Here is a 15,800-nt window from a genome sequence, read left to right as displayed (position 1 = left end):
TCGAAGCCCCTCACCGCCGCGGAATCTCCTTCCAACGCACCAAGACCTTGAAGGAGTCCCCGGACCCGGACTTCGACGTCAAACTCGACCAGATCGAGTTCGCGCTCACCGAGCGGCCGGACCGGACATTCGCCCTGGACGAGTTCGGCCCGCTCGGCATCCGCCCGATCGCAGGATCGTGCTGGGCTCCCCAGCCCCATCCGGACCGGCTGCCGGCGACCTACCGCCGCACCCACAGCATCACGTACTTCCACGGCTGCTACTCGGTCGGCGACGACCGGCTCCGGGGAGTTGTCCGCCGCCGCAAGGGTATCGACCACACCTGGACGGCACTGCGGTCGATCCGCGCGGCCCGCCCGGACGGCGCCCCGATCCACGTGATCCTCGACAACCTGTCCGCGCACCTGAACCGGCGGATCCGCCACTGGACCGATCGGAACAAGGTCGAGCTCCGCTTCACCCCGACCTATGCGTCCTGGGCCAATCCGATCGAGGCCCACTTCGGGCCCCTGCGGCAGTTCGCCCTCGCCAACTCGAACCACCCCAACCACACCGTCCAGACCCGGACCCTGCACGCCCACCTGCGCTGGCGCAACGAGAACGCCCGCCACCCGGACGTCCTCGCCACCCAACGACGCGAACGCGCACGCATCCGCAGCGAGAAACACACCCGCTGGGGCGGCAGACCTCTCCAGCTTGCGGCCTGAATCGGCAGACGTGCTGATTACAGCATCAGTCGTCGAACTCGAAGCCTGCCGTCTCAGCGCGGGCAACAATCTCGCGAACCGAGCTGAGGCTCGAGATCACAGGCTCAAGGACAGTCTTGAGCTGCGTGAGGTCACTCAAGCTCCCGAGCGCACAGAACATGCCGCCCTCGCTGTCGAAATCGAGGCGCTCAGCAAGATCCGGCCAGGCGAACTGCACAAGACCTTCCCAGAAGTACCCGTTGGGCTCGTGTCCGGCGCCAACCACCGCCGCATCAGCGGCCAGGTCGCCGGCAGTGAGCGTCAACGAGTGCTCACCATCAAGGTCATGCAGGGTGATAGTCACAGCGCGATCTTCCCACTCCCAGTACACGGGCTGCCCAGCCCATTCAAACTGCTTGTCCGCTCCCAGCCCGGCGAACCTTTCCGGTCACAGCACTAGCGGCTCATCCGGCGCGGGCCCCTGTTCCACGGGTCCGCGACGGTGCCGCCCTAGGGTGGATTGATGATCCATGGCCCGTACCGGTTCTCCGTGGGCGAGAGCCAGTTCTACGTCCTCGAAGACGACGACCTCGACTACCTGAAGAACCGGACCATCACCGCGGCCGACCACGACGGCCTGGCCGCCGGCGGGAAGAACCACCTGTACGTCATCGCGGGCATCAGCGCCGGACACGCCATGATCTCCTTCGATCTCTCCCCCACTCCTCTCGCCCGCGACCAGACCCAGGCGTGGGACGACGTCACCGAGCTGTCCTACACCTCCACCCTGGGCATCGCGCACCTGACCGCCTGCATGGGACCCGACGAGAACAGCGACGACATGGACGCCTACGAGATCAACCTCGCCTTCACCGGCCCCGCCACCTACTGCATGCGCCTCCACGCCCACGGCCGCGACACCAACCCCGACGGCGTCCAAGAACCTGACGAACCCATCGCCGAGCACTACCTCCTCCAGGCCTGGCCGACACCCTGAACCGCGGAAGCCGCGCGAACAGAGCGTCACCTGACCCAGCAGCCCCCCTCAAGGTCACGATGGCCCGCTGCCCCCAGCGCTTCACCCGGGTGGGGCGCTCCCAGCGCCTCACGAACCCGCGATGGGGCGGTCCGTCTTCTCCGCGAGGGCACCGGGTTTGATCACGTGGTGTCCGTAGCGGGCGCGGGCCCGATCCGCGACCGCCTCGATCAGCAGCGGCTTCCCGTCACCCAGGTCGAAGGTGAGCTGGCGGGTGACAAGCTCTGCAGGCCGAGCGCGTCGTACAGCGTGGTGGCGGCGTCGGTAAGGTCGCGGCTGTGGTGGGTCGGCCCGGTCAGGGTGCGGCTGCGGGTGGTGCTGGTGCCATCTGCGTACCGCACCGTCAGGGACAGTCCGCCGGCTGCTTGTTGGTCGCTGCGGCAGCGGGCTCCGAGGTCTTGTGCGAGGGCGAGCAGCGCGCGCCGGTGTTCGGCGGGGTCGAGTTCGTCGTGGTCGAAGCGGTGCTCGCCGCTGACCGAGCGGGCGAGTTGTTCGGGGGCGACGGGGCGCGGAGCGCCAACGACTTCAGCAGCAGGTAGACGTCGCAGCAACCGTCATCGCCACCCTCCTCGCCGAGAATCCCGCCCTCAGTGAGCAACTCGCCAAGCGCTCTGGCGTCGTCGTCCCACTGCCTCTCGCCCGTCGAGAGTGATGTGAACTCGGCCCCACTAGATGAGCTCGGCCGCCGACCGCTGCGCACTGCCAACGACGCCACCCATTCCGTGTGAGGAGCCCAGGAACCATAGCAGCGCAGGGCGCGTTTCTTAAGTCACAGGATTTCGTGACCTGTTGGTACGAATCTTCGGTGCGTCAGCCGGTCTGGCGGGCCGTCGGCAACGAAGGGGGAAGCCCTACATGACCCAGAGACGGAAGATCGCGGTCATCGTGCTGGCGGTGGTGGGAATCCTCTCCACGCCGCTGATCTGGCTGCTGGGCAGCCCCGGTGCCGGGCAGCTGGTCGGCGCCTCCATCCAGGCCGCCGTCGCCATCGCGGCCCTGGTCTGGGCTCTGTTCCAGCACCCGTCCCCGGCCAGCCCCGCAGACAGGGCCACCCGAACCGGCAAGGCCAGCAGAGGCGGTGTCACCGGCATCAGACGGCCCGGCGGCCAGGGTCGCGGCTCGGCCACAGCCAAGCGGACGGGAGAGGCCAGCGGCAAGAACTCCGTCTCCGGCATCGACTACACCGACTAGGACACGCTCCCATGGCGAAAGAGTCATCGCGCAAGGCGCGAGATGAGGCGCCTGAGCCATCAGTGACCGCGGCGGATACCGGCAACGCCCAGGGCACTGACGACAGCACGGCCGTAACCGGCTATCGCGGTCCCGTCCCGGGAACAAGCGGCTCTGCCCCTGCCTCGGTCCACCTGTCCGACACCGGGAATGCGACCGGCGTCAGCGGCGGAATCGCCATCACCGGCCACGTGTCCATCGGCACCTTTGTCCTGCAGCAGCGAGCTTCCCAGGAACCGGCTCCATGGCCGCACCAGGTCGGTGTCATCCCGTCCGCCGCACGATCCTTCCAGCAGCGCGCTGAGGCGGACAGGCTGCGCACCACGGTCCAGCACGGCGGCACCGCCGTGCTGACCCAGCTGCTGACCGGCATGGGCGGCGTCGGCAAGACCCAGCTGGCCGCCGACTACGCCCGCGCCGCCTGGAACGACACCAGTACAACAGGCCGCCTGGATGTCCTTGTGTGGATCACCGCGAGCGCCCGTTCGCCCATCGTGACCAGCTATGCTCAGGCTGGCGTTGAGCTGCACCGGGCCGATCCAAACGACCCCGAAGAAGCCGCCCGCGCCTTCCTGGCCTGGCTCACTCCCAAGAAGGCGGAGGCGGAGCCGTGCCGGTGGCTGATCGTCCTGGACGATGTCGCCGACCCCGCCGATCTGCGTGGACTGTGGCCACCGGTCAGTCCTCACGGCCGCACCCTGGTCACCACCCGCCGCCAGGACGCCGCCCGCGTCGGCCCCGGCTGCCACACCATCGAGGTCGGCCTGTTCACCCAGGAAGAAGCCCTCACCTACCTCACCACCTCCTTGACCGGCCGCGACGAATCCGCCGACGAGCTCACCGCTCTGGCAGAAGATCTCGGACATCTGCCCCTGGCCCTCGCCCAGGCCTCCGCCTACCTCATCGACAACACCGGCGAGACCGTGGCCGGCTACCGTGATCTGCTGGCCGACCGCACTGCCGCCCTCGCCGACACCGCCCCCGATCCCCTCCCCGACGACCAGGCCCTGCCCCTGGCCGCCGCCTGGTCGTTGTCCATCGACCGAGCCGACACCCTGCGTCCGGCCGGCCTGGCTCGCCCTATGCTCCACCTGGCCGCCCTGCTTGATGCCAACGGCATCCCTGAGATCGTCCTGACCAGCCAGCCTGCCCTTGCCCACCTCACCGCACACCGCCCGCGCACCGGTACCGACCCGGCTGAAAAACCGGCCCCAGTCTCCGCCCGGGACGCCGTACGCGCCCTGGGGGCGCTGCACCGGCTCAGCCTCATCCACCACAGCCCCACCACCCCTCACCAGGCCGTTCGCGTCCACCAGCTCGTCCAGCGCACCGTCCGCGACACTCTCACCCCCAAGGAGCGCCACCAGGCCGCGCATTCCGTTGCCGACGCCCTCTTCGAGGTCTGGCCCGCGGTGGAAAACGACACCATCCTTGCTCAGACGCTGCGCGCCAACACCACCGCGCTCGTCTCCTCCGCCGAAGGCGCCCTCTATCAGCCCGACGCTCACGCAGTGCTGTTTCGCAGCGGCACCAGCCTCTCCAACACCGGACAGGCCGCCGCAGCCCGCGATTATTACCAGCGCCTGGCCGACACCATCCGCGGCCATCTCGGCCCGGACCACCCAGACACCCTCAATGCCCGGCGAGACTTCGCACTGTGGCGAGGGCACGCCGGGGATGCAGCCGGCGCCGCGGCTGACTTCGCCGTGCTGCAGGACGATGCGGTACGGGTACTGGGCGAAGACCACCCCGAGATCATCCAAATCCGCCATGAGCTCGCCCGATGGCGAGGAGATGCAGGGGACGCTGCCGCTGCCGTCACCGACCTGATCAAGCTGCTAAAAGACCTTGAGGATGCGCTGGGCCCAGATCATCCGGACACGCTCATCGGCCGCGCTCACCTGGCCCGGTGGCGGGGGCAGGCGGGGGACTTGGCCGGTGCCGTGGCCGACCTGACCGGTTTGCTGGAGCCGATGGAGCGGGTATTCGGCCCCGACCACACTCAGGTGCTCTCCGTCCGACTCAACCGAGCTAGCTTTCGGGGGAAGGCAGGAGATGCGGCCTCTGCCGCATCCGACTTCGCCCAGCTGGTGAAGGACTACAAACGAATAAGTGGCCCCAACCACTACAACACGCTCAACGCCCGGTGGAGCTTGGCCAGTTGGAAAGAGGAGGCTGGAGACGCAGCTGGTGCGTCTGCTGTGTACGCCGAGTTACTGGCCGACCGGGTGCAGGTACTGGGCGCCGATCACCCCGACATCATCCACATCCGCCACCGCCTCGCCAACGCCTACGAGTCGGCGGGAGACCTCGAGCGAGCCATCCCCCTGCACGAACAGAACCTCACAGACGCCCTGCAGATACTGGGTGAGGACCACCCCGACACCCTGATCTACCGCAACTACCTCGCCAACGCCTACGTGTCGGCGGGGGACCTGGAGCGGGCCATCCCCCTGTACGAGCAGAACCTCACGGACGCCGTGCGCGTATGGGGCGCCGATCACCCAGTCACCCTTACCCTGCGTAACAATCTAGCCGAGGCCTACGTGTCGGCGGGAGATCCGGGACGGGCTGGTGCCCTCTTCGAACGGACCTTGAAAGATCGGGTGCGCGTGTTGGGTGAGGACCACCCTGACACCCTCGTCTCCCGCAACAGACTCGCCCACGTCTACGAGGCGGCCGGGGACCTGGAGCGGGCCATGCCCTTGTACGAGCGGAACCTCACGGACGCCGTGCGCGTGTTGGGCACCGACCACCTCGCCCCCCTGATCTACCGCCACAAACTCGCCCACGTCTACGCGTCGGCGGGAGACCTGGAGCAGGCCATCCCCTTGTACGAGCAGAACCTCACAGACGCCGTGCGCGTGCTGGGTGAGGATCACTCCGACACCTTCACCATCCGTAACAATCTCGCCGAGGCCTACGTGTCGGCGGGAGATCCGGGACGGGCTGTTGCCCTCTTCGAACGGACTCTGAAAGATCGGGTGCGCGTGTTGGGTGAGGACCACCCTGACACCCTCGTCTCCCGCAACAGACTCGCCCACGTCTACGTGTCGGCGGGGGACCTGGAGCGGGCCATCCCCTTGTACGAGCGGAACCTCACGGACGCCGTGCGCGTGCTGGGTGAGGACCACCCCTCCCCCCTGATCTACCGCCACAAACTCGCCCACGCCTACGAGGCGACGGGGCACCTGGAGCAGGCCATCCCCCTGTACGAGCAGAACCTCACAGACGCCGTGCGCGTGCTGGGTGAGGATCACTCCGACACCTTCACCATCCGCAACAAACTCGCCGAGGCCTACGTGTCGGCGGGAGACCTGGAGCGGGCCGTCCCCCTGTGCGAGCGGAACCTCACGGACGCTATGCAAGTGCTAGGTGAGGACCACCCGATCTCGGTGAAGGCCCGAGACAATCTCATCACGGCTTTTGCCAAGCGCAACGGCGGCGTCGGACCGTCGTGACCTCTGTCTTCACCACCTGCAACGACCAACGCGGATAGGTGCATTCCGTGGTCGGGTAGCCCGACGGAATCGGGCCCGCGGGACCGAGAACCGCTGGCCCGCACTCCGCTACGACGTGGGCAAGAGCGTCAAACGTCCCGAGACCCTCAAGGCCATCTCTGGTAGGTAAAGGACAAGCTCGGTCCAACGGAGCCATCTTTCCTGACGGTCGAGGACGCTCCTGCCGGTGGGGGTTGGTGTCTCGTGAGACACATGTCAGCCTGGAGAACCGGGACTGACATGGCCCAGCGCCCGCAGGATCGTGGGCTGGTCCATCGACTCACGGCAGGACTCCACCCTCGTGGTCAACGCGCTGGACATGGCCATCCGCAACCGCCGCCCCAAGCCGGGCGGAATCGTTCACGCCGATCACGGCACCCCGTTCACCTCCTGGGTCTTCGGGGAGCGGATCCGCTCCGCCGGCCTTCTGCCTCGTTCGGCACCTTCGGGGTCGGCCTGGACAACGCGATGATGGAATCGTTCTGGTCCTCAATGCAGATCGAGCTGCTCAACCGCAAGCGGTGGAAGACCCGGGTCGAACTGGCCAACGCAATCTTCGAGTTCATCGAAATCTTCTACAACCGCCAGCGACGGCATTCAGCACTGGGCTACCGCACCCCCGTCGAGTACGAACTACTCTCCGAGAACGACACCATCCCGGCTGCCGGTTAGCCACCGCACCTGGAGCCCAAACGGTGGGGCAGGTCAACCTGTCACCCACCCCTGCAGCCCCCCCTACCTCCTCAACGTCGCCATCAGCCGCGCAAAGCGCCGCCTGTTCCTCATCGGAAACCCCGACACCTGGGGGCATCAGCGCTTCTTCGCCACGCTCGCCGACGCACCCCCGGCGCACACCTGGCAGTCATAGAGCCTCATCACGCCTCCCGGCCCCTGACCTGTGTGGCGCGCGGGGCGCATCGGTCGGCGGGCGAGCCCGGTCACCGCTTGTGCTGCTTGCGACCCTTCTGGCGGCGGGCGGCCTGGCGCGGTGGCGTGGGGTCCCAGGCCACGTACGCAGCCGTCAGCAGTCCTGCGGAGGCAGCCACGTGGAAGTGTTCTGCGAAGGCCCGGGGCGAGGCGAACGCGGCGCGCTCCTCGGCCGGTTCCTCCAGTCCCAGCCCGAATCCGTACACCACCAGTACGCGACCCCGGGCGATGGCTGCCTGGTGCCACCGGGGCGGAAGACTGGTCAGCGCGCGCGCCCATACCGTGCCGTCCTGGTCCCGCAGTTCCAGGCGGCCGCCTCTGCGGCGCAGCCTCCACCCGGGGGCAGTGGGGATCGAGATGACCTCGGGGTTCATCCGGCGAAATCCTGCGCCACTGATCCGGTGGACCTGGAACTCCATGGTCCCGCCCTGCGGAGCGGCCGCCGTCAGCGTGTGGCGGGGCTCCATCAGCATGATTGGCGTCGGTGCGTCTGCCATGCTGTCGCCGCTCATCGGGTTCCGGTTGATGCTCAGCGACTGGAATGGGCTCTCGCCGCTGAGTGCGCAGTGGACGAGGATGCGGGCCTCGTCAATGATCCGGCGGATCTCTGCACGCTGCAGGGCCGGCATACGGCTCAGATCGAACAGCCACTCCCCGTTCGCCTGGATCTGGTCGTGGATCTGCGTGCTAACGGTGATCTTGAGCCGGTCCACCAGGGATTGTAGTACCTGCTCCCAAGGGGAGGACGGATCGAGGCCCTCCCTGTCGAAAGGATTGGCGCCCAGTTCTCTCATCAGCGGGAGGAAGACGGCAGTGTCGCTGCGGGCTGCGGCATCGACCGCCTTGAGCAGGGTGAACCGAGCCCGTTCGTGGTCAGGCAGTGCTGCCTCGAGATGCTCGGTACCGCTCTCCGTCAAGACGCGGTGCAGCAGAGCCGCGGCCTGGCTGCTGACGAAGTGGAGCCACGCCAGTGCGCAGGCGAGTCCCACGTTGTGTACGAAGTCCTGGACGGAGGACCGGTACAGGGAGCGGGGGCCGGTATAGACGAGGTACTTCTCGAACTCGGCTTCGGCCTCCTGCCAGCGGTGCTGGTAGGCGAGCGCTTCTATGAGTTGGCGCTGAACTTCCGCAGCGTGGAAGGAGTGTCCGCTTCCGTGGAGCAGATCGCGGGCGGCGTGTGCGACGCCTTGGACGTCACCGTCACCGAACAGGCGCGCTATCCGGTCGCCCTCGATCAGTTCGGCGACGGCTGGGGTCTGGGGCAGTTGGGTGGTCACGGTGGTGAAGGCATTGAGCAGGGACCGCAACCGCAGGTCGTCGGGGTGCTGGTCGGCCAGGTTGTGCAGCAGCAGCCGGACCTTTGTGGCCAGCAGAGCGGCGGCCGGCTCGCCGGCGTCTTCGCGGCGCACGCGGTCGAGGTAGTCGATGAGCGGTGGCAGGAGAGTGAGGGCTTGGTCCGGGGCTTCGGACGATTCCTCGCGTGTGTACAACTGGGCCAGGGAGATGCGGGTCTGGGCGATCAGCAGCTCATTGGGGTCGGCCAGCTCCTCAAGCCAGGCAAGTTCCAGATGCAACAGCCTGAGCGCTCCGCCTGTCTGCCCCTGGACGTGCTCAAAACCGGCGAGGTTACCGATCAGGATCGCGGTGTGGTTGTCCTTGACCGCCTTGACCTGGATGTGGTCCACGAGGACCGCCGCGTGCTGGGCCACCTCCCAGGCCCGGTCGCCGTCGTCGGAGTCCAAGGCGGCACCGAGCCAGCGCGCGGTGTGGAACGCGCTGCGCGAGAGCGCCTCTTGGACTCCCGCTCCCTGTGCCAGGCGCTGGCGCAGCAGATGCTGCAGGACGGTGTTCATCGACACGGTGTCGTCGCTGCCGGGGAATTGAGGATAGAGGACGGGCAGGGGCTCGGCGTAGCGGACGAAGGACACTTGGATCAGCGATCGGATAATCTCCCGTACTGGAACGGTGGATTCGTCCAGGAAAATGGCCTCCGCGCCAGCGGGTACGGCATCGGGACCGATGAACGCAGAAGCCATGGCCAAGTGCACAGGGATGCGCTGGGATGCGAAGTAGCAGAGAAATCCGAGCACTTCTTGTACCTGGTAGGGGAACTCGCTGTCGTCGGCGGTGTTCTGGGCCAGTCGTTCCAGGCTCAGATCGATGGTGGCCGCCAGGGTGCGCGGGTAGCCCGAGGGAACTGATCTGCGGTCGTTCAGGGCTCTGTCGAGCAGGAGTGAGCGGTAGTGGTCAAGCCGCTCGACGGGAATGCTGCAGGTGCGCATGTATCCGCAGGCCAGCTCGATGGCCAGCGGCCATCCCTCCAGGGTGTCGGCCAGCGCGTCCAAACTTTCTTGGTGGGCGGTGGCCGCTTCGTTGCTCAGCAGGAGGCGGCAGGTGAGCAGTTCCACTGCCTGAGCGTGGTTCATCCGCGAGACACCGATGCTGGGGGCATGGTGCCAGCCTGCGCTGTCGATGGAGGTGATCAGTACGTCACCGCGGCCCAGTCGAGGGATCCACGGGTCGGCGGTGGTGGGAGAGGCGTCATCGAAGATGAGCAGCCAGCGGCCGGGCAGCGCGGAGAGCAGTTCGTGGACCTGTTCGCGCAGGTAGGCCGTGCTCGAAGACGTCGAACCGTCCTGCGCATGCCCGTTCAGGTGTCCCCACACGCGCCGGAAGGATGCGGTGAGGGCCTCTTCCGTCGCGGCCTCGATCCAGAAGACAAGGTCGTACCGGTCGGCGTGTTCGGCGACGTACGCGGCGGCCGCGCTGGACTTGCCGATCCCCGAGAGTCCCGCCAGCACACAGGAGTTGACCAACCGGGCATCGGGCGCCGGAGGAGTCAGCACCTCGGCGATGTCGCCGAGCAGGAGCGGGCGAGCGACGTCGGGCACCGGCGGGAGGGAACCGAACACGGTACCCCAGTCCTGCCGGCCCATCGCCCGCACCAGTACGTCGTCGTCGACCAGCGCTGCTGCGGTGAAGTCTGCGATCGTCCAGTACGCCTCGCGGGGTTCGGCTGCGCGGCGCATGATCTCGGCGACGAGATGCCCAATGATCAGGCCCGCCGAGCGGCCGCCCAGGCCGGCACGATGGCGGGCCCGCCTCTGGCGCAGTCGCTCCCGCAGGTCCTGGCGGATGGCCTCGGTGTCCCTGGAGTCGAAGACCATCCTGGCCCGACCCAGCCGTGCCAGGTCCTGTTCGGAGAGGGCCTCCAGGCGGGCCGTGGCCGACGGGGCCCTCTCCAAGAGTCCGGCCAGCACCTCCTTCAGCCGCAGGGGCGAGGAGGATGCTTCGTCCAGGGCCTTGGCCAGGGCCCGGCAATTGCGATCGGGCAGCGCCGCGGTGATCAGCTCATACGTCTCGGCCTCGACCTTGGAGACCAACTCGGCCAGGATCGTGAACGCATCTGGGGCGCTGACCTGGCGTCCCGGCGAGGCGCTCTTGACCTGCGCCGCCAGCACGCAGTCGCCGACCCCGTCCACCAGGTCAAAATCGACCACGTCGACGGCCGAGGTCGACGTGCTGTCGGCGGGCCCTTCGATCCGGCATCCGTGCACCTGTGCACAGTCGGAGGCCGTCAGCATCGCTTCGAGTGTGCGCAAGTACTGGTACTGAAACCCGCGAGCGGCCACCCGGCCACCGTCTAACCGCAGCATCTCGCCCCCTGATCGTCCGACACCGCACAGATCCCAGGAGATTAGCGAGGACCACTGACAACAGCCATGTACCTCACTAATCGCCCGCACAGACAGCCTGCTCCGGTTCCGTGCGCCGGTTCACACCACCTTCCCCTTCACAGTGCCAGGCGGCAGCATGGCGAGCAGGCGGCGGGCCTTCCGGCGGAGGTTCAGCGGCAAGAAGCCTTGCGAGATCGCCGAAGACCTTGCGGTGACGATCTCGCCGTCAACCGAGCCCCGCATGAGCCCGGCGGGGCTTGCTAAAGGTTGTCCCGTAAATGATCTTTGAGGTGTCCGGAGTCCGGTTGGCTGCTGCTGCAACCCGCGGCCTACCCAGCGAGGTTGAGGTTGTGCAGGCGGGCGATGCCGAGTACGGCGTGGTGGACGCCGGCGCCTTTGAGGCGGCAGTTGCGGAGGATCTTCCAGGTCTTCATGCGGGCGAAGACGTGCTCGACGCGGGCGCGGACCTGTTTGTGCGAGCGGTTGTGCTCCCGCTTCCACTCGGACAACTCCTCGCCCGGGGAGCGACGGTGAGGCATGAGAAGCCCGGTGCCCGGATAGCCGCCGTCGGCCATGACCAGGGTGTTGCCCACAGCAGCTTTCGCGCCGGACTCCTCCCATGCCTTGCAGTCGTTGCGGTTGCCGGGCAGAGGCGATCCGACCACGACCACCGCACGGGTATCGGCGTCGATGACGACCTGGTGGTTGGTCGAGTACCGGCAATTCTTCGATTGCTCGGCGATAATGTGGTCCCGGGTGGGAACCAGGGTGCCGTCCACGATCAGCACGGTGTCTTTGCGGAACCGCTTGCGTTGCTGGAGAGCGAGCGTGGGTCCGAGGTGGTCGATGATGCGGTAGGCCGCGGACTTGGACACCCCGAAGAGCGGCGCCAGCTGGCGCAGGGTCAGGTTCGTCCGCCAATACGCCGCGATCAGCAGCACGCGGTCCTCGAGCGGCAGACTCCACGGCCGTCCCTTGCGTAAGGGATCCGCACCTCCGCGCCGCAACGCTGTGATCAGTTTGCTGAACTGACGTGGACTCAGTCCGCTGAACGGGGCTATCCAGGAAGGTTCCGACGCTGTGATCACACTAGTCACTGCGTGATCATTGCACTGCTTCAGGTGCTCCCTGCTCGAACGTGATGCGGCAGCGTTCCACCTGCTCGGCCACATGCTCCATGAACCAGCGCATGATCTCGTAGGGGATGACGCGCTCGTCGTGGCTATGGATGTGGACGGTCGGCTCCAGGTCTGGATCCTCATCGGGTATCACCGCAACCAGGAAGGCCGGTCCAGGCAGATGCGTTGCCGCGTCGGGGATCTCAGCCCAGGCGGCCGGCGCCGCGACAGCCTCGCTCAGCTCCACACACCAGGCATCGTCCGGCAAGGCGTAGTGGAACTGAACAGCGAAGTATCGGCCTGCATGAAGGCGCAGCTCTGGCATGTTCGCAGGTTGCCACAGCCCCGCGTCGAAGTCCCACGACTATCCCACTCACGACCCGGCGCGGGGCCCGGTCGGCCTTTGCGGGACAGCCTTTCGGGTGCTGTAAGTGATGTCGAAGCGTACGGGCGAGTGCCTACTGCTGGTGCCACTTCTGGTAGTGGTCGTCGATGTCGCAGGGCCATGTTTGCACGAGCGTGCCGTTGCCCACGCTGGGCGTCGACAGGCAGTATCCGCTCGAGCGGTTCTGCCAGATCACGTACCACCCTGCGGAAGGGGAGGTGGGGTTGGCCACGTAGAGGGCCCGCCATTGCTGGGTGGTGGCGCCTGCGTTGCAGACGCCCATGATGACCGTGCCGGTGCCCGATGCGGGGGCGGTGATGCAGCGCCCGGTGTGCTGGTTGGTGAAAGTGAACATCTGGGTGGTCGTGTTGATCCCCTGGAGCCACCGTTGCTCGGAGCCGCCGGTGCATGACCACATGTGGAGCTTCGCCGCGTTCTCGGTGGCGTTGTCGAGGCAGTGGCTGGAGTTCCAGATGTTGATCGGGGTGAAGCCTGCGGCCTGTGCCGGGGCGCTGGCCATAGAGAGGGCAAGCAGGGCCAACACCGCGGTGAGGAGCGCGAGCAGCTTGCGTCGAATCGTCATGGGCCTTCTCCGGTTTTCTCGCTGAGAGATGGATGGAGAGCCCGAGCGACACCCGGTTCACGCGAAATGGTTGGGTCTGGGTCCCGCGGGCCGAGAGGCGGAGCGGTGGTCTGGCCGGCGAGGTGCTTCGGCCAGGCGGCCAGAGTCTTGCACCGAGGCCCACCGCAAACAATAGATTTAGAGTTTAATGTCCGATTTTTGCCAACCTTGGCCACCAAGGTGCGGTGCCTGTGAAACTGACGGCTCCAAGGGCACATGCGAGGCCAGTCGCGCCAGCCCGCAGCCTGGCCCGGCACCAAGGGCTACGTCCGCGTCCCGTTTGAACTCTTCCGAATACCGGGTGACAGCCACCTGGACACCTCCTCGTCGGATCCCACGATCCGACCTTCAAGAGATGTCCACATTTCGGGGCAAACCCCACCTTGGAGTTACACCGTAGCCGCTGGCGCGGTGCGCATTCAGGGCACGTTCTCGGGTCCAGGTGTGGGTGCGGATCCGGTTTCGGGCGCGGGGTTGGGCTCCGCCTGGAACATCCGCTGTGCGTCCAGGTTGTCGATGTCGATGCCGTACACCTCGGCGTATCCGGTGAGCCAGCTCATGATCTGGGTGTACAGCATGGTCTTGAAGTTGTGCACCGGGTCGAACGGGCGCTGGGTGACGTCGGTGACGACGATGCGGAAGTCGTCCAGAAAGGCTTCGAAGAGGTCGAGCCTCTTGTCTCCGATCGTGCCCTTCTCTAGCTTGGTCAGCTCGTCCATCTGCTCGATCAGCTTCTGCTCCCGTTCGAGCAGGGGCCGGGTGGCCGCCTGGTCACCCTTCGCCGCCTCGAGTTGGACGCCCAGCTTTCTGCGCTGCTCGATCAGTTCCCGCCACAACTCCAGCCAACGCGCCCGGAGTTTGGGGTACCGCTCGATGAACCTGGCGGTTTCGGTTCCCAGATCGCGGCCGTTCAGACCCGGCATCGGATCCGGCACTCCCTTGCGTGTCAGCGTTTTCATGTGCACCAGGAGGTCCTCGATCAGCTTCTTGACCTTGATCTGCTTCCTGGCGAAATAACGCCGGTCGGACCGCGGACGCTTGTCCGCGCGCAGCTCACGCTTCTCCTTCTCCGTGCCGGTCTCGCCTGTGGGCGGCCTCCTGCCCGTCGCCATTAGGTAGGGCGGAGACGCCACCACACCGCCGCCTTCGGCCGCCGCGGTCCCAGCGCCCCCGGCCACCACCGCTCGGCTCGGGGCCCCCGCGGTCACGGCCGCGGGCATGGGCCCATCCGGCGGCCCGGGCAGCGCCTTGGCCCCCGCTAGGGCAAGGGTGAGCATCCCCGCTTCGAGCCCGAAGGCCACCACCTCGACGAGCAGGCGCCGGATCTGGGCGACCGCGGCGTCCAGATGGCTCTGCGAGAGGTCGTCGACCGGTTTGCCGTCGACCGTGATCACCTTGCTCAAGTGCACTCCGGCGTCGAGCATCATCTGCGCACAGCTCGCGGTGAACGTGATCAGGAAGAACTTGCCAGCCGCGTGCAGGGCCACCATCAGGCCATGGCCGAAGGGCGCCGTGCGCTTGAACCTCTTCAGCACCGTCGCGAGGGCGTGCGCGCACAGAAAGAAGACGAACGGCCCATAGTGTTCGTCGAGCTTCTTCTTCACCGCCTCCTGCCGGTCCCAGTCCCGCATGACCTCCTTGGACGCGAGTTCGCCGTTGCGCCAGTAGCCGTCGATCGCCTCGCCCAGCGCGACGTTCTCGTCGGTCGCCGTCAGCCGCAGCGCGTTGAGGTACCGGGTGACGATGTTGTTCGGCGGCAGCGGGACACGGATCGCGAGATGGCGCCGGAATGCCTGGTAGAACTGGTCGCGCTCCACGCCTGCCTCGTTCATGCAGGGCTGCCCGTCCGGCCCGTAGTACATAAGCGGCCACTGCCGGTGGTAGAGGCCGAGGCCCTCCGCGCCCCGGCGGATCTCCAGCTGGTTGGTCAGCACAGTGGTGTTGTCGTACGCCCCCTGCGTCACCAGGGTCTCGGCCATCAGCGCGAACTGGTCGGGCTTGGCGCCGCGGGCCGCCTCGAACTGGGCCCACGCCTGCGCCGCACGATCGGCCACGGCCTTCGCGTCGGCGGACGCATGGGTGAGGGCCGCGAGCCGCTCGGTGGTCAGCTCGTCGGCCTCGGGCACGCGCACCTTCCCAAACCGTTGCAGCAGGTCGTGCAGCAGCTTGCGCAGCCTCGGGTCGAGGAGCAGCGGACGGTGATCGGCCTTCAGCGGATGTACGCTGCCGCCCTTGCCCTTGACTCCCACCGCGATGACGGAGACGGGCACGGCGCCCGGTGTGCGCTCCATCATTAGGCAGAATTGACGGTAGTTGGTGCCCTCGCCCCCCGTGGACCGCCACAGCAGGACGCCGCCGCGCAGCAGCCTGTGCACGCCCCGCTGGTACGTCCACGAGGCGGGCCCGGGGGCCCAGTCGTGCAGCCCTTCGACCGGGATCAGAAGCACGTCACCGGAGACCGGCGTCACCCGCAGCAGGCCCAGCCCCGTACTCGGCACGCCGAGCATCACGTCGACCCAGCGCACGGCGACGGCCGTGCCCGTGTCCGTGGTGCCCCGGTCCGCGGTCCCGGGGTTCCCGGTGCCGCGTCCCGCGCCGGGTGTCTGTTCGCCAGCCATG

10 protein-coding genes and 2 pseudogenes are annotated in these 15,800 nt (G+C 67.2%); 5 read left to right on the top strand and 7 right to left on the bottom strand.

Translation table 11 applies throughout. The features are described 5' to 3' along the window. Positions 1–14: 14 nt before the first annotated feature. Positions 15–707, top strand: a pseudogene (locus OG707_RS42020) (transposase); the annotation flags it as partial. A gap of 25 nt (positions 708–732) precedes the next feature. Here OG707_RS42020 and OG707_RS42015 read toward each other — a convergent pair. Next, a complete protein-coding gene (locus tag OG707_RS42015; protein ID WP_329127494.1) occupies positions 733–1,050 on the bottom strand; it encodes an Imm51 family immunity protein in 318 nt (105 codons plus the stop codon). 159 nt (positions 1,051–1,209) lie between these two features. On the opposite strand from OG707_RS42015, the gene OG707_RS42010 reads away from it, so the two are divergent. After that, entirely contained in the window at positions 1,210–1,683 is a 474-nt protein-coding gene (locus OG707_RS42010; protein ID WP_329127492.1) for a hypothetical protein, read from the top strand. Positions 1,684–1,892: 209 nt separating this feature from the next. On the opposite strand, the gene OG707_RS42005 is transcribed toward OG707_RS42010, so the two are convergent. Then, complete coding sequence (locus tag OG707_RS42005) at positions 1,893–2,273, bottom strand: DinB/UmuC family translesion DNA polymerase (protein WP_329127490.1); 381 nt, start codon at positions 2,271–2,273, stop codon at positions 1,893–1,895. A gap of 304 nt (positions 2,274–2,577) precedes the next feature. Between OG707_RS42005 and OG707_RS42000 the strand changes: the two genes are divergently transcribed. The 3 genes and pseudogenes from OG707_RS42000 to OG707_RS41990 form a co-directional block, all read left to right on the top strand. After that, positions 2,578–2,913: a hypothetical protein gene (locus tag OG707_RS42000; protein WP_329127489.1), complete on the top strand. Its 336-nt coding sequence runs from the start codon at positions 2,578–2,580 to the stop codon at positions 2,911–2,913. Positions 2,914–2,924: 11 nt separating this feature from the next. Then, complete coding sequence (locus tag OG707_RS41995; protein WP_329127488.1) at positions 2,925–6,413, top strand: tetratricopeptide repeat protein; 3,489 nt, start codon at positions 2,925–2,927, stop codon at positions 6,411–6,413. Between the two features lie 289 nt (positions 6,414–6,702). Further along, positions 6,703–7,124 (top strand): annotated as a pseudogene (locus tag OG707_RS41990) (transposase); the annotation flags it as partial. A gap of 266 nt (positions 7,125–7,390) precedes the next feature. On the opposite strand, the gene OG707_RS41985 reads toward OG707_RS41990, so the two are convergent. The 5 genes from OG707_RS41985 to OG707_RS41965 all read right to left on the bottom strand — a co-directional run bounded on the left by OG707_RS41985 (position 7,391) and on the right by OG707_RS41965 (position 15,799). Further along, entirely contained in the window at positions 7,391–10,963 is a 3,573-nt protein-coding gene (locus tag OG707_RS41985) for a hypothetical protein (protein ID WP_329127486.1), read from the bottom strand. 422 nt (positions 10,964–11,385) lie between these two features. After that, positions 11,386–12,153, bottom strand: coding sequence for a transposase (locus tag OG707_RS41980; protein WP_329127485.1), 768 nt, complete (start codon positions 12,151–12,153; stop codon positions 11,386–11,388). A 7-nt stretch (positions 12,154–12,160) separates the two neighbouring features. After that, complete coding sequence (locus OG707_RS41975) at positions 12,161–12,499, bottom strand: hypothetical protein (RefSeq protein WP_329127483.1); 339 nt, start codon at positions 12,497–12,499, stop codon at positions 12,161–12,163. A 133-nt stretch (positions 12,500–12,632) separates the two neighbouring features. Continuing rightward, complete coding sequence (locus tag OG707_RS41970; RefSeq protein WP_329127481.1) at positions 12,633–13,142, bottom strand: RICIN domain-containing protein; 510 nt, start codon at positions 13,140–13,142, stop codon at positions 12,633–12,635. 458 nt (positions 13,143–13,600) lie between these two features. Then, positions 13,601–15,799, bottom strand: a complete 2,199-nt coding sequence (locus OG707_RS41965; RefSeq protein ID WP_329127480.1) for a hypothetical protein — start codon at positions 15,797–15,799, stop codon at positions 13,601–13,603. Position 15,800: the final 1 nt, after the last annotated feature.

The organism is Streptomyces sp. NBC_01465 (assembly GCF_036227325.1).
Classification (GTDB): domain Bacteria; phylum Actinomycetota; class Actinomycetes; order Streptomycetales; family Streptomycetaceae; genus Streptomyces.
This window is presented reverse-complemented; position numbering and strand designations above follow the sequence as displayed.